Source organism: Roseomonas sp. HF4 (genome assembly GCF_005222755.1).
Lineage (GTDB): Bacteria > Pseudomonadota > Alphaproteobacteria > Acetobacterales > Acetobacteraceae > Neoroseomonas.
The window spans coordinates 73458-87912 of record NZ_STGD01000004.1 but is presented as its reverse complement, the minus strand read 5'-3'; the positions used below and the strand labels follow the sequence as shown (position 1 = coordinate 87912).

The window sequence follows — 14455 nt, the reverse complement described above, 5'->3', positions numbered from 1 at the left end:
TCCGGTCTCAGAGGAAGTCGCGGGTCCAGGCGGCGTAGTCGGCCTCGCGCGTCACCGCCTTCATCAGCGCAGGCGGCGCGATGCCCGTGAGGGCCGATGGCGGCGTGCCGTCGCGCAGCGCCTTGAGCGTCGCGTGGATGGCCGCGACGGCGGCGGCAAAGGGCTGGTGCCCCTGGAGCGCCACGCGCACGCCATGCGCCGCAAGGCGCGGCCGGTCCGCCATCGCGGCGGGCGTGCCGCCCAGGATGATGGGCACGCCACCCGCGGCATCGCGCAGCGCAGCGAGCTGTTCCCAGTCGTTCACGCCGGTGAAGAACAGCGCATCCGTGCCGCAGGTGGCATAGGCGCGGGCGCGCCGCACCGCCTCATCCAGGTTCACGAGGTTCAGCGCGCTCGTGCGCGCCACGACGACCAGGCCGGCATCCTCGCGCGCCGCGACCGCGGCCCGCATCTTGCCAAGGCCCGCCTCCAGGCTCAGCAGGCCGGGTTCGCCGCCGCCATGGGCGCGCGGCAGGTCGGTGTCCTCGATGGTCAGGGCAGCGATGCCGGCGGTCTCGAGTTCCTCGACCGTGCGCATGACATTGAGCGCATTGCCGTAGCCGTGGTCGGCATCGACCAGCAGCGGCGGCGCGCCGCCGCGGCAGATGCGCCGGGCCTGGTCGGCGAATTCGCTCAGCGTGAGAACGATGATGTCCGGCGCGCCCAGCACGGTCAGGGAGGCGACCGAGCCCGCGAACATCGCCGCCTCGAAGCCGAGATCGGCGGCGATCCGCCCGGCGATCGGGTCATGGACCGAGGCAGGATGGATGCAGGCGGTGCCCGACAGGATCGCGCGGAAGGCCGCACGGCGGGCCGCCGTGCCGGGTGGACGTTTCATCCCCTGGGGTTCCTCGGAGTTTGTCGCGCACACTCTGCAACCGGGCGCGGCGACGGTCTAGGCTGTGCCAGGACATGCAAGGGATGCACCCATGAGCGACGCGGTGGCCGAGGCCCTCCTGGCCCGGAGGGACGAGATCCTGGACCGGCTGCTGGCGCTGCTGCGCCTGCCGAGCGTCAGCACCGACCCCGCCTATGCCGACGGCATGAAGGCGACGCGCGACGCCCTGATGGCGCGCCTGCGGGAGGGCGGGCTCGAGGACGTGCGGCTGCTGGACGGCGGCGGCCACCCGGCCGTGACTGGCGCCTGGACCGGGGCGCCGGGCAAGCCGACCTTCATCATCTACGGCCATTACGACGTGCAGCCGCCCGACCCGCTCGCGCTCTGGAAGACGCCGCCCTTCGAGCCCACCATCCGCGACGGCCGGATCTATGCGCGCGGCGCGTCCGACGTGAAGGGCTCGACGCTGATCGCGGTCGAGACGGTGATCGAGTTCATCCGCCAGGGCGGCTGCCCGGTGAACATCCGCTTCTTCCTGGAAGGGGAGGAGGAGATCGGCAGCCCCTCCCTCGGCGCGCTGATCGACCGGCACGGGGATGCGCTGGCGGGGGATGCGATGATCTCGGCCGATGGCGGGCGGGCAAGCACGACGGTGCCGACCATCAATGTCGGCTACCGGGGCCTGACCGCGCTGCGCTTCACGCTGCGCACGGCGTCGAAGGACACGCATTCGGGCCGCTACGGCGGCGCGGTGCGCAACGCGAACCATGAGCTGGCGCGGCTGATCGCCTCGCTCCACGACGAACACGGGCGGATCGCGGTGCCGGGCTTCGCCGACGATCTCGCGCCGATCGGCGCGCGGGAGACGGCGGACGCCGCAGCCCTGCCGGTGGACGAGGCTGACTTCTACGGCGGGATCGGCGCCACCCCCTACGGCGACCCGGCACGCAGCGTGCGCGAGCGGATCACGCTGATGCCGACCATCGAGGTGAACGGCATGTGGGGGGGCTATACAGGCGCCGGCGGCAAGACCGTGCTGCCGGCCGAGGCGCATGCGAAGCTGACCATGCGCCTCGGTCCGGGGATGGACCCGGCGCGGGCACAGCGGGCAGTGCGCGAGCACCTGCTGGCCCGCGCGCCCGAGGGCGTGCGGCTCGCCTTCGAGGACGGAGGCGCCGGCACGCCCGCCTTCTCGCTGCCCGAGGGCCATCCGCTGCTGGGCGCGGCGGAGCGCGTGATCCGGCGCGTCTCGAACCGCGCGCCGGTGCGGGCGCGGGCCGGCGGGACCATCCCGATCACCGCGATCTTCAAGGAACGGCTCGGCATCGATACGCTCACCTTCGGCTTCGCCATGCCGGACGAGGACGTGCACGCGCCGAACGAGTTCTTTCGCCTGTCGTCGCTGGAGGAGGGGCTGCGCGCCTGGCCGCTGCTGCTGAGCGAGCTCGGCACGCTGGACCGAGGTTCGTTGCGCGGATAGGGCGTCGCCCTACCCCTTCAGCGCATCGACGAAGACGTTGCAGTAGCGCGCGGATGTCACCTCGAACACCGCGCGCCGCAATGCCGCGTGGCGCTCCTGGCGCTCCTCCAGCGACATCTCGAGCGCGGTGTTCATCGCCTCGGCGATCTCGTCGGAATCGTACGGATTGACCAGCAGCGCGTCGGTCAGTTCCTCCGCCGCGCCGGCGAAGCGGGACAGGATCAGAACGCCGGGGTCGGCAGGGTCCTGGGCGGCAACGAATTCCTTGGCCACCAGGTTCATGCCGTCGCGCAGCGGCGTGACCAGGCCGATCCGCGCCACGCGAAAAAGGCCCGCGAGCTTCGTGCGGGCGACCGTCTGCGTCATGTAGCGCAGCGGCACCCAGTCGAACTGCGAGAAGCGGCCGTTGATGTCACCGGCCAGGCGGTCGAGCTCGCGGCGCAGCGACTGGTACGCCGCGACTTCCTCCCGCGAGCGGGCCGCGATCTGCAGCATGGACACGCGGCGGTGATGCTGCGGGAAGCGGGCCAGCAGCCGCGCGAAGCCCTCGAACCGGTTGGGCAGGCCCTTGGAATAGTCGAGGCGCTCCGCACTGATCACGAGGTGGCGGTCGATCAGGCTCTCCCGCACGCGCTGGATATAGGCCGTGCCGGTGGAGCGCTGCGCGATGCGGGCGAAGCCCGGCGCGTCGATGCCGATGGCATCCGCGATGGCGCGCACCCGGCGGCCGGCCACGATGATGTCGTCGCCCTCCACCTCGAAGCCGCCGATGCGGCTCGCGCAATCCAGGAAGTCCTGAAGGTGGGTCCGCGTCTGGAATCCGACGACGTCGTAGTCGCAGAGCGCCTTCAGGACGCCGCGCGCGGGCGGCAGCGCATCGAACACGGAGGGCGGCACGAAGGGGATGTGCAGGAAGAAGCCGATCCGGCCGCGGAAGCCGAGCGCGCGTAGCGCCGTCGCCAGCGGCATCAGGTGGTAGTCATGCACCCAGACGATGTCGTCCTCGCGCAGCAGCGGCCTCAGGGCGGCCGCGAAGGCGGCATTGACCTCGAGATAGCCGTCGAAATCCTCTCGCCGGTAGCGCATCAGGCCGAGGCGGAAATGCAGCAGCGGCCAGAGCGAGGAATTCGCGAAGCCCACGTAGAAGCGCGCGTAGTCCTGCGTACCGAGGTCGATGGTCGCGTACTGGACGCCACCGCCCTCAACAATGCGGGGCTCGCTCGAGGTCTCGGGCGCCGTGCGGCCGGACCAGCCGAACCAGAGCGTGCCAGGCTCGACGAAGGATTGCAGCGCGACGGCAAGGCCGCCGGCGCTCGCCGCGCCCTTTGTGCGCGGCGGCGGAACGCGGTTCGAGACGATCACGAGGCGCGACAAGGGCTTCCTCCGGCATGGGGATGGTCGCATGGCCGGCAGGACCGGGCCAACCCAAGGATAGGGCGGCGGGGGGCGACGTGGCGCGCCCGGGAAGATTCGAACTCCCAACCCCCAGATCCGTAGTCTGGTGCTCTGTCCAGTTGAGCTACGGGCGCGAGACGTGCCTGGCGAGGTGCACCGGCGGGATGGCGGTGGATGGCGCGCCCGAAAGGATTCGAACCTCTGACCCCCAGATTCGTAGTCTGGTGCTCTATCCAGCTGAGCTACGGGCGCCCGGCCGCCACCGCGGCAAGGCGGCGGATGTAGCGGAGGCGGCGGACGGGCGCAACCCCCTCCGCCGCGCTTCGGTTCAGGGCGCGAGCTTGTCCAGTTCGCGCACCACCGCCTCGCCCATGACGCTCGTGCCGACGCGCGCCATGCCGGGCTGCATGATGTCGGCCGTGCGCAGGCCGCCGGCCAGGACGTTGCCGACCGCGCTCTCGACCAGCGCCGCATCCTCCTCCATGCCGAAGGACCAGCGCAGCAGCATCGCGAAGGACAGGATCTGCGCCAGGGGGTTGGCGACTCCCTTGCCGGCGATGTCGGGCGCCGAGCCGTGGATGGGCTCGTAGAGCGCATGCCGCTTGCCCGTGACGGGATCGACCGCGCCGAGCGTCGCCGATGGCAGCATGCCGAGGGAGCCCGTCAGCGCCGCAGCCAGGTCCGACAGCACGTCGCCGAACAGGTTGTTGCCGAGGATGACGTCGAACTGCTTCGGGCGCGAGCACAGCTGCATGGCGCAGTTGTCGGCGTACATGTTCTCAAGTTCGACGTCGGGGTACTCGGCCTTGTGGACCTCGCCAACCACGGCGCGCCAGAGGCGGCCGGACTGCATCACGTTCGCCTTCTCGACGCTGGTCACCTTGTTGCGGCGGCTGCGCGCCAGGTCAAATGCGACGCGCGCGACGCGGGCGATCTCGTCCTCATGATACACGTCGGTGTCGAAGCCGCGCCGCTTGCCGTCGGGCAGCGCCTCGATGCCGCGGGGCTCGCCGAAATAGACGCCGCCAGTTGATTCGCGCACGACCATGATGTCGACGCCGCGCACGACATCCGGCTTGAGCGACGACGCATCGACCAGCGGGTCGAGCACCACGGCCGGGCGGAGGTTCGCGAACAAGCCGAGATCCTTGCGCAGCCGCAGAACGCCGAGTTCCGGTCGCTTCTCGAAGGGCAGGCTGTCCCATTTCGGCCCGCCGACCGAGCCGAACAGCACGGCGTCCGCGGCCTTGGCGTGCGCGACCGTCTCGTCCGAGCAGGGCGTGCCCTCGGCGTCGATCGCGGAGCCGCCGACCAGGCGCTCCTCGATCTCGAAGGACACGGCGCGGCGGCGGCCCATCCAGTCGATGACGCGCGCGACCTCGTGCATCACCTCGGGGCCGATCCCGTCGCCGGGCAGGATGAGAAGCTTCTTGTTGGACGGCATGCTCGGGGGCGTCTCCTGCAGTGTCGGCAGGCGCCCCGGGGGAGGGAACGCCGCCCGGGAAGAATCAGGTCAGGCGTAGAGCCAGGGTTGCGCGGCCTTCTGCTTCGCCTCGAAGCTGTCGATGGCAGGCGCGTGCTGCATGGTCTGGCCGATGTCGTCGAGCCCGTTCAGCAGCAGGTGGCGGCGGAGCGGATCGATCTTGAACGGGATCTCCTCCCCGTTTGGGCGCACCACCACCTCGCGCTCGAGGTCGACGGTGATGCGCGCATTCGCGCCGAGCTTCGCGTCCTCCATCAGCTGCGCGCAGACCTCCTTCGGAAGCCGCACCGGCAGGACGCCGTTCTTGAAGCAGTTGTTGTGGAAGATGTCGGCGAAATCAGGCGCGATGACGCAGCGGATGCCGAAGTCGAGCAGCGCCCAGGGGGCGTGTTCACGGGACGACCCGCAGCCGAAGTTCTCGAAGGCGATGAGCACCTCGGCGCGGCGGTAGGGTTCCTGGTTCAGCACGAAGTCCGGGTTCTCGCTGCCATCTTCCTTGAAGCGGAAGTTGGCAAAGAGGTTCTTCCCGAAGCCCGAGCGCGAGATCGACTTCAGAAACCGCGCAGGGATGATCTGGTCGGTGTCGACATTCGCCTTCGGCAGCGGCGCCGCGATGCCGGTGAGCTTGGTGAAGGCCTGCATCACAGCGCTTCCTTCGGCTGGTAGTCGCGAACGTCCGCGAGATGCCCCGCGACCGCCGCCGCCGCGGCCATGGCCGGGCTCAGCAGGTGGGTGCGCCCGCCGGGGCCCTGGCGGCCCTCGAAGTTGCGGTTGGACGTGCTGGCCGAGCGTTGGCCCGGCGTCAGCTTGTCGGGGTTCATGCCGAGGCACATGGAGCACCCGGCCTCGCGCCATTCGAAGCCCGCTTCCTTCAGAATGCGGTCGAGCCCCTCGGCCTCGGCGGCCTTCTTCACGAGGCCCGAGCCCGGCACGACCATGGCGCGCACGCCGTCGGCCACGCGGCGGCCCTTGGCGATGGCGGCGGCGGCGCGGATGTCCTCGATGCGCGAATTGGTGCAGGAGCCGATGAAGACGACATCGACCTTGAGGTCGGTCAGGCGCTGGCCGGGCGTCAGGCCCATGTACTGGACCATGCGTTCCATCTGCGCGCGCTTCGCCTCATCCGCCACATCGGCCGGATTCGGCACCACGCCGGTGATGGGCAGCACGGCCTCGGGGTTGGTCCCCCAGGTGACCTGAGGCGCGATGGCGTGGGCGTCGAGGCGGATCTCGGTGTCGAAATGCGCCCCGGCATCGGACGGGAGCGTCTTCCACCATTCCATGGCACGGGCCAGCGCCTCGCCCTTCGGGCCGTTCGGCGTAAGCGCGATGTAGTCGTAGGTGGTCTGGTCGGGGGCGACCATGCCGGCCCGCGCACCGCCCTCGATCGTCATGTTGCAGACGGTCATGCGGCCTGCCATGTCGAGCGCGCGGATCGCATCGCCCGCGTATTCGATCACGTGGCCCGTGCCGCCGGCGGTGCCGATCTTCCCGATGATGGCGAGCACGATGTCCTTCGCCGAGCAGCCGACGGCGAGCGTGCCGTCGACGCTGATCCGCATGTTCTTCGCCGGCTTCTGCAGCAGCGTCTGGGTCGCGAGCACGTGCTCGACCTCGCTCGTGCCGATGCCGAAGGCGAGCGCACCCATCGCGCCGTGCGTGGACGTATGGCTGTCGCCGCAGACGATGGTCATGCCCGGCAGGGACCGGCCGAGTTCCGGCCCGATCACGTGCACGATGCCCTGGCGGTCATCGAGCAGCGGGATGTAGGGCACGCCGAATTCGACGACGTTCTTCTCGAGCGTCTCGACCTGCAGGCGGCTCTCGGGGTCCACGATGCCGGTGCGGCGGCTCTCGTCGGTCGCGATGTTGTGGTCCACCACCGCGAGCGTCGCATCGGGTCGGCGCACCTTCCGGCCCGCGGCGCGCAGGCCGTCGAAGGCCTGGGGCGTCGTGACCTCGTGCGTCAGGTGCAGGTCGATATAGAGAAGCGCGGTGCCGTCGGGCAGCGTCTCGACGACATGCGCGTCCCAGATCTTGTCGAACAGCGTGCGCGGCTTGCGCTCGGACATCGGTTTCCCCCGGACTTGGCAGCGACGGGGCGCCGTCGTGGCGCGGCGCCCCTCTGGGCTTCAGCCCTCGGTCGTGGGCGCGGCGGGCGCGGCTGCCGCGGCGGTCGGCTTGGTGCCCAGCTTCTCGGCGATGCGGGCCGACTTGCCCGTGCGGCCACGCAGGTAATAGAGCTTCGCCCGGCGCACCTTGCCGCGACGGACCACGATGATCTCCGCCACGTTCGGCGAATGCAGCGGGAACACGCGCTCCACGCCCTCGCCGTAGGACAGCTTGCGCACCGTGAAGTTGCTCTGCAGCCCCTTGTTGGAACGCGCGATCACCACGCCCTCATAGGCCTGGATGCGGGTGCGCTCGCCTTCCTGCACCCTCACCATCACGCGCACCGTGTCGCCAGGCGCGAAGTCCGGCGTGGCGCGCGCGGCGGTGAGGCGGGAGAGTTGCTCGGCCTCGAACTGCTGCAGGAGGTTCATGACGGTATCCTTTCGTGGGCTTCGTTTAGGCGGCGGCGGGGTGGCCGTCCATGCCCCCCGCGCCACGCTGTTTCGCTTCATGCCGGGCCCAGAGGTCGGGCCGGCGCTCCTTGGTGATCCGCTCGCTCTCCGCCCGCCGCCAGCGTGCGATCTCGGCATGGTGGCCGGAGAGGAGAACATCGGGGATGGCACGCCCCTGCCATTCGGCCGGGCGGGTATAATGCGGGTATTCCAGCAGGCCCTCGGTGCCGTGGCTTTCCTCGGTGGCGCTCTCGGCCGCGCCCATCACGCCGGGCAGTAGCCGCACGCAGGCATCGAGAAGCACCAGCGCCGCCGTCTCGCCCCCGCTCAGCACGTAGTCGCCGACCGAGAGCTCGACCATGCCGCGCGCATCGATGACCCGCTGGTCGACGCCTTCGTAGCGGCCGCAGAGCAGGACGCAGCCGGGCCCCGCCGCCAGCGACCGCACCATGGCCTGGTCCAGCAGCCGCCCGCGCGGGGTCAGGTAGACCAGCGGCCGGGCGTCGCCCGCCGGCATCGCGGCGCCGATGGCGGCGTCCAGAACGTCGGGACGCATCACCATGCCTGCGCCGCCACCGGCCGGCGTGTCGTCCACAGTGCGGTGGCGGTCGGTCGCGAAGGCGCGGATGTCGGAGGCCTCGAGCGACCACCGGCCATCGCGCAGCGCCCGGCCGGCGAGCGACAGGCCGAGCGGACCGGGGAACATCTCGGGGAAGAGCGTGAGGATGGAGGCGCACCAGGTCATGCCGCATCCTCCTCGCCGGGCTGCGGCGCGACGATGATCTCGCCGGGCGGGATCACCGTCACGCGGCCGCCCGCGATGTCCACCACCGGCACGACGGCCCTGGTGAAGGGCAGCAGGTGCTCGCGCCCATCGCCCTCGACCGCCAGGAAGGCACCGGCGCCATGGTCCTCCACCGCGCGGATGGAGCCGAGGCGCTGCCCGCCTTCCGTCACGGCATCGAGGCCGATGAGGTCGGCGAGGTAGAACTCATCATCCGCCGGCGGCGGCAGGCGGTCACGCTCGACGTAAAGCCGCGTGCCGGTCAGGCGCTGCGCCGCGTCGCGATCCGCCACACCCTCGACGGCCGCGATGTCGCCGCCCTTGAGCGTGACGACGAAGCGCCGGGCGCCGGTCTCGTCGGTCAGGGGCGTATAGCGCGCGATGGCGGCCGGGTCCTCGGTGAAGGCGCGCAGGCGCACGAGGCCGCGCACGCCGTGCGGCCTGCCGATCTCGCCCACCAGGACGCGCTTCACCGTCACGTCACGTCACCTTATCGCGTCGTGCCTCAGCCCGCCGCGGCGGCCGCGGCGCGCTCCTGCGCCTTCTTCTTCGGCGCGGACTGCTTCGGCTGCTCGCGGAACGGCGGCATGGGCGCCAGGCCCGCCTTGCCGAGGAACTTCGCGACGCGGTCGGTGGCGACGGCACCCTGGCCGAGCCAATGCGTGATGCGCTCGTCCTTCAGGCGGATGCGCTCGGCGTGCTCGGCCGGCAGCATCGGGTTGTAGGAACCCACTGCCTCGATGAAGCGGCCATCGCGCGGGCTGCGGCTGTCGGCCACCACGATGTGATAGTAGGGACGCTTCTTCGCACCGGCGCGGGCGAGGCGGATCTTGAGGCCCATGAGGCTTCCTTTCGTCGTCGTTCTCTAGAAGGGTCGCTTGTTTCCGGCCCCGGGGAGCAGCGCGGCGAGCCCGCCACGCATCAGCCCCTTCTGGCCGAGCTTGTTCATCCGCTTCATCATCGCGGACATGTCGTCGAACTGCTTGAGCAGCTTGTTCACTTCCTGAACCGAGGTGCCGGAGCCGGCGGCGATGCGCTTCTTGCGCGACGCCTTCAGGATATCCGGCGCACGGCGCTCGCGCGGCGTCATGGAGCCGATGATCGCCGCCTGGCGCTTGAGGATGGCGGTGTCGAGGTTGGCGTCGTTCAGCTGCGCCTTCACCTTCGCGACCCCCGGCAGCATGCCCAGGATGCCCGACAGGTTGCCCATCTTGCCGATCTGCTTCAGCTGGGACGCGTAGTCGTCCAGCGTGAACTGGCCCTTCTGCATCCGGGCCGCGAGCTTCTCGGCCTCGTCCTGGTCGATGGTCGCCGCGGCCTTCTCGACGAGCGAGACGATGTCGCCCATGCCGAGGATGCGGGACGCGATGCGGTCGGGGTGGAAGTCCTCCAGCGCATCGAGCTTCTCGCCGGCGCCCAGCAGCTTGATCGGCGCGCCGGTGACGGCCCGCATGGAGAGCGCGGCGCCGCCCCTCGCATCGCCGTCGATGCGCGTCATGACGATGCCCGTGACGCCGACCTTGTCCTGGAAGGCCTTGGCCGTGTTGACCGCGTCCTGGCCGGTCATGGCATCGACCACCAGCAGCGTCTCGTGCGGGTTGGTGGCGAGCTTGACCTGCGCCACCTCCTCCATCAGCGCATCGTCGATGGCGAGGCGGCCGGCGGTGTCCAGCACCACCACGTCGTAGAGTTCGCGCCGCGCCACATCCATCGCGCGCATCGCGATCTGCATCGGAGACTGGCCGGCGACGATGGGCAGGCTCGTGACCTCGGCCTGCTGCGCCAGCGTCTGGAGCTGCAGCTGCGCGGCCGGGCGATGCACGTCGAGCGACGCCAGCAGGACCTTCTTGCGGTCCTTCGTGCGCAGCCGCAGCGCGATCTTGCCCGAGGTGGTGGTCTTGCCCGAGCCCTGCAGGCCGACCATCAGGATCGGCACCGGAGACGGCGCGTTCAGGTCGATGCCGCGCTTGCCGTCGTCGCCCTCGCCGCCGCCCAGCGCCTCGACCAGCGCGTCGTTGACGATCTTGATGACCTGCTGGGCCGGGGAGACGGAGCGGATGACCTCCTGCCCCACGGCGCGCTCCCGGACCTTGTTGACCAGGTCGCGGACGACCGGCAGCGCGACGTCGGCCTCCAGCAGCGCGACGCGAACCTCGCGCAGCGCTTCCGTCACGTCGGCTTCCGACAGTGCGCCGCGGCGGCGCAGCCGGTCGAATACCCCGTTCAGCTTGCTGGAGAGTGCCTCGAACATCGTGGCGACCAGTTCAGTCCTTCAACGCGTGGCGGCCGCCCCAAACGCATTTGCGCCGCTGCGCGAGTCTTCGCGGAGCGGCGGAGCCCACCCCGTCAGGGGGCAGGCCGTCGGTTCGGGACGAACCATGTGCGGCGGCGTTTAAGGCGAGGCCCGTCCGCGGTCAAGCCGAACCAAGGTCGGGCCAGCCCAGCCCGGTGCGTATGGCAGCGGCCCTATTCCGCAGCTTCGACGATACGGATATCGCGCTCCACCGTGTCGCCGAGGAGCCGGCGCGCGGCCTGGTATTCGGCGCTTTCATAGGCGGCCACGGCGCTCGCGACGCTGTCGAACTCGATGACGACGGTGCGCAGGTCCATGCCCGCCTCAAGCGTCCGGGCGGGCACACCCCGCACGAGGGGCCGACCGCCCGCGGCGACGATGGCCGGCCCCGCGAGCCGAGCGTAGGCGGCCATGGCATCCGGGTCCCTGATCGCCCGATAGAACGCGATCCAAAATGCCTTGGCCATCGATGCCTCCGAACGAGGTCCGTTCCGTGACAAGGACAAGCGGGTCGGACCGAGAGGGGAGCGTGCCCTCCCCCAGGGTGTCACTTCGGCGCCAGCACCATGATCATCTGCCGGTTCTCGAGCCGCGGGAACTGCTCGACCTTCGTCGTCTCCGCCAACTCCGTCCGGATCCGATCCAGCACCTTCACGCCCAGGTCCTGGTGCGCCATCTCGCGGCCACGGAACCGCAGCGTCACCTTCACCTTGTCGCCTTCCGAGATGAAGCCCTTCATCTGGCGCATCTTCACGTCGTAGTCATGGTCGTCGATATTCGGACGGACCTTGATTTCCTTGATCTCGACGACCTTCTGCTTCTTCCGCGCCTCGTTGGCCTTCTTCTGCTGCTCGTACTTGTACTTGCCGTAGTCGAGGATCTTGCAGACAGGCGGGACGGCGTTGGGCGAGATCTCGACCAGGTCGAGGCCGACGTCATAGGCGCGGATCAGCGCCTCGCGGGCGGTCATCACGCCCTGCATCTCGCCATGCTGGTCGATCAGGCGCACCTGCGGCACGCGGATGTCGTCATTGATGCGCGGGCCGTCCTTGGCGGGCGGCGTGGCGGGCATTGGGCCTCGGGCTATGGTCGTCTCCTGTCGAAGTGGATAGGCAAGAAGCGCGCTTTATGGAACGGCGATCCCGCCGCCGCAACTGGCTTCGCCCTCAAGCTGCCGCATCCGCGAGGTCGGGCGGCGTCGCCTCGGCCACAAGCCGTGCCACCGCCTCGGCCAGCGGCAGCGTCTCCTGTTCGCGGCCCGGCAGGCGGCGCAGCACCAGGGAGCGTTCCTCAGCCTCCCGCCGGCCGACCACGGCCAGCACCGGCACGCGCTGGTCGATGTGGTCGACGACCTTCCGGTTGATCTTTTCGTTCCGCAGGTCGAGCGAGACCGCCACGCCCGCCTTCTGCAGCGCCGCGGCGGCTTCACGGGCGAAGGGCGCGGCCTCGTCCACGATGGTCGCGACCACCACCTGCACGGGTGCCAGCCAGAGCGGGAAGCGCCCGGCATGCTGCTCGATCAGGATGCCGAGGAAGCGCTCGAAGGACCCGAGGATGGCCCGGTGCAGCATGACCGGGCGGCGGCGCGTTCCGTCCTCGGCCACGTATTGCGCGTCGAGCCGCTCGGGCAGCACGAAATCCACCTGCAGCGTGCCGCACTGCCAGTCCCGGCCGATCGCGTCGCGCAGGACGAATTCCAGCTTCGGGCCATAGAAGGCGCCCTCGCCCGGGTTCAGCGCATAGTCCACGCCGGCGATCCGGCAGGCGTCCTTGAGCGCGCCCTCCGCCTGGTCCCAGGTGGCGTCGGTGCCGGCGCGGTTCGCCGGGCGGTCGGAGAACTTCACGACGAAGTCCGCGAAGCCGAAATCCCGGTAGATCGAGGACAGCAACTCGACGAAGCGCACCGTCTCGGCCGCGATCTGGTCCTCGGCACAGAAGATGTGCGCGTCGTCCTGGGTGAAGGCGCGCACCCGCATGATGCCGTGCAGCGCGCCCGAGGGCTCGTAGCGGTGGCAGGACCCGAACTCGGCCATGCGCAGCGGCAATTCCCGATACGACCGGAGGCCCTGGTTGAAGATCTGCACATGGCAGGGGCAGTTCATGGGCTTGAGCGCGAGCACGCGGTCGCGCTCCCCCTCGTCCTCCACCGTCGCGATGAACATGTGCTCGCGGAACTTCTCCCAGTGACCCGAGGCTTCCCACAGCCTGCGGTCCACCAGTTGCGGCGTCTTCACCTCCTGGTAGTCGGCCCGGTCGAGGCGCCGGCGCATGTAGCCCTCGACGGTGCGATACAGCCGCCAGCCCTTCGGGTGCCAGAACACCGAGCCGACCGCCTCCTCCTGGAGGTGGAACAGGCCCATCTCCTTGCCGATCTTGCGGTGGTCGCGGCGCTCCGCCTCCTCGATCTGCGTGAGGTAGGCGTCCAGTTCCTTCTGGTCGCGCCAGGCCGTGCCATAGATGCGGCTCAGCATCGCGTTGCGGTGGTCGCCGCGCCAATAGGCGCCGGCCACCTTCATCAGCTTGAAGGCGGTGCCGACCGCGCCGGTCGAGGGCATGTGCGGCCCGCGGCAGAGATCGACCCAGTCGCCCTGGCTGTACAGCGTGATGGTCTCGCCGGCGGGAAGGTCCTGGATCAGCTCGACCTTGTATTTCTCGCCCTTGGCCTCGAACAGGGCGATCGCCTCATGCCGCGAGGTCACGATGCGCTCGAAGCGCGCGTTCCGCGCGATGATCTCGCGCATGCGGGCCTCGATGGCGGCGAAGTCCTCGGGCGTGAAGGGCTCGTTCCGCGCGAAGTCGTAGTAGAAGCCGTTCTCGATCGACGGCCCGATCGTCACCTGGGTGCCGGGGAACAGGTCCTGCACGGCTTCCGCCAGCACATGGGCGCAGTCGTGGCGGATGAGGTCGAGCGCCTCCGGGTCGCGCCGGGTGATGAAGCGCAGCGCGGCATCGGCCTCGATCACGCGCGACAGGTCCTGGATGGTCCCGTCCACCTGCATCGCCAGTGCTGCCTTGGCGAGGCCCGGCCCGATGGCGGCCGCGACCTCGGTGCCCGTCACCGGCCCGTCGAAGGCGCGGATGGAACCGTCGGGCAGGGTGATCGCGGGCATGCTGGGTGGGCTCTCCTCGGGCGCCTGTAAACGCGGCCGACCCGACTAGGGCGCCGGCCGTCCCGGCGTCAAGCCGCGCGCCTCAATAGGCGGCGTAGGATTTTTCTTCTGTGAGCGCGCTGCCGAGGCGGGCGTTGATCTCGCGCTTCAGCTCCGCCCGGCGGTCGTTGGTGCGGTAGACGCTGCGGGCCAGCTCGACGAAGCGCGCGCCGAAATCCGCCTGGCGCTCGTGCTCGCGGATCTCGTCCTCGATGTCCCAGAGCGCCTCGTTCACGCGGCGCAACTCAGCCACGGCCGCGGCCACCGGCGCGGGGTCGGGCACGGCCGCGGCCCAGGCGGCCGAGAGCGCCGCGTGCTCGCGCGAGACATTCCCACGCTTCGCCGGGTCCGTGATGCGGTCGAGCTTGATCTCGAGGATCGTGAGCTTGTCGATGACCTCGCCGCAGGAGGCCGGGATGGTCAGGATCAT

The 14455-nt window shown here is 70.1% G+C and carries 15 protein-coding genes and 2 tRNA genes; 1 reads left to right on the top strand and 16 read right to left on the bottom strand.

All coding sequences use genetic code 11. The annotated features are described in order from the left end of the window. Window positions 1-7: 7 nt before the first annotated feature. A complete protein-coding gene (locus E8M80_RS07895; protein WP_137125136.1) occupies window positions 8-877 on the bottom strand; it encodes an oxaloacetate decarboxylase in 870 nt (289 codons plus the stop codon). 91 nt (window positions 878-968) lie between these two features. Between E8M80_RS07895 and E8M80_RS07890 the strand changes: the two genes are divergently transcribed. Then, the gene (locus E8M80_RS07890) at window positions 969-2357 is read left to right on the top strand and encodes a M20/M25/M40 family metallo-hydrolase (RefSeq protein WP_137125135.1); all 1389 of its coding nucleotides are present in this window, start codon (window positions 969-971) and stop codon (window positions 2355-2357) included. 9 nt (window positions 2358-2366) lie between these two features. Here the strand turns inward: E8M80_RS07890 and E8M80_RS07885 are convergent, their stop codons facing one another. From E8M80_RS07885 to E8M80_RS07815, 15 genes are all read right to left on the bottom strand, one after another. Further along, window positions 2367-3731 (bottom strand): trehalose-6-phosphate synthase, encoded by a 1365-nt coding sequence (locus E8M80_RS07885; RefSeq protein ID WP_170979269.1) that lies wholly within the window; start codon window positions 3729-3731, stop codon window positions 2367-2369. A 78-nt stretch (window positions 3732-3809) separates the two neighbouring features. Continuing rightward, a tRNA-Arg gene (locus E8M80_RS07880) sits at window positions 3810-3886 on the bottom strand. A gap of 41 nt (window positions 3887-3927) precedes the next feature. After that, window positions 3928-4004: transfer RNA gene (locus tag E8M80_RS07875), tRNA-Arg, on the bottom strand. Between the two features lie 76 nt (window positions 4005-4080). Continuing rightward, window positions 4081-5196: a 3-isopropylmalate dehydrogenase gene (gene leuB, locus E8M80_RS07870; protein WP_137125133.1), complete on the bottom strand. Its 1116-nt coding sequence runs from the start codon at window positions 5194-5196 to the stop codon at window positions 4081-4083. Window positions 5197-5265: 69 nt separating this feature from the next. Then, window positions 5266-5877: a 3-isopropylmalate dehydratase small subunit gene (gene leuD, locus E8M80_RS07865; RefSeq protein ID WP_137125132.1), complete on the bottom strand. Its 612-nt coding sequence runs from the start codon at window positions 5875-5877 to the stop codon at window positions 5266-5268. Beyond that, on the bottom strand, window positions 5877-7307 hold the full coding sequence (gene leuC, locus E8M80_RS07860) for a 3-isopropylmalate dehydratase large subunit (protein ID WP_137125131.1): 1431 nt from the start codon (window positions 7305-7307) through the stop codon (window positions 5877-5879). The genes leuD and leuC overlap by 1 nt, the downstream gene beginning before the upstream one ends. A gap of 60 nt (window positions 7308-7367) precedes the next feature. Next, a complete protein-coding gene (gene rplS, locus E8M80_RS07855) occupies window positions 7368-7778 on the bottom strand; it encodes a 50S ribosomal protein L19 (RefSeq protein ID WP_137125130.1) in 411 nt (136 codons plus the stop codon). A gap of 25 nt (window positions 7779-7803) precedes the next feature. After that, entirely contained in the window at window positions 7804-8544 is a 741-nt protein-coding gene (gene trmD, locus E8M80_RS07850) for a tRNA (guanosine(37)-N1)-methyltransferase TrmD (RefSeq protein WP_137125129.1), read from the bottom strand. Further along, complete coding sequence (gene rimM, locus E8M80_RS07845) at window positions 8541-9062, bottom strand: ribosome maturation factor RimM (RefSeq protein ID WP_137125128.1); 522 nt, start codon at window positions 9060-9062, stop codon at window positions 8541-8543. Before rimM ends, trmD begins: the two co-directional genes overlap by 4 nt. A gap of 26 nt (window positions 9063-9088) precedes the next feature. Continuing rightward, window positions 9089-9424 carry a 30S ribosomal protein S16 gene (gene rpsP, locus E8M80_RS07840; RefSeq protein WP_137125127.1) on the bottom strand — a complete coding sequence of 112 codons (336 nt, stop codon included), beginning with the start codon at window positions 9422-9424 and terminating at the stop codon, window positions 9089-9091. 24 nt (window positions 9425-9448) lie between these two features. Further along, window positions 9449-10834 carry a signal recognition particle protein gene (ffh, locus tag E8M80_RS07835; RefSeq protein WP_137125126.1) on the bottom strand — a complete coding sequence of 462 codons (1386 nt, stop codon included), beginning with the start codon at window positions 10832-10834 and terminating at the stop codon, window positions 9449-9451. A 215-nt stretch (window positions 10835-11049) separates the two neighbouring features. Beyond that, entirely contained in the window at window positions 11050-11343 is a 294-nt protein-coding gene (locus E8M80_RS07830) for a DUF1330 domain-containing protein (RefSeq protein ID WP_137125125.1), read from the bottom strand. Window positions 11344-11423: 80 nt separating this feature from the next. Then, window positions 11424-11948 (bottom strand): translation initiation factor IF-3, encoded by a 525-nt coding sequence (gene infC / locus E8M80_RS07825; RefSeq protein WP_137125124.1) that lies wholly within the window; start codon window positions 11946-11948, stop codon window positions 11424-11426. 94 nt (window positions 11949-12042) lie between these two features. Next, on the bottom strand, window positions 12043-13986 hold the full coding sequence (gene thrS, locus E8M80_RS07820; protein WP_137125123.1) for a threonine--tRNA ligase: 1944 nt from the start codon (window positions 13984-13986) through the stop codon (window positions 12043-12045). Window positions 13987-14068: 82 nt separating this feature from the next. Further along, window positions 14069-14455, bottom strand: a complete 387-nt coding sequence (locus tag E8M80_RS07815; protein ID WP_137125122.1) for a hypothetical protein — start codon at window positions 14453-14455, stop codon at window positions 14069-14071.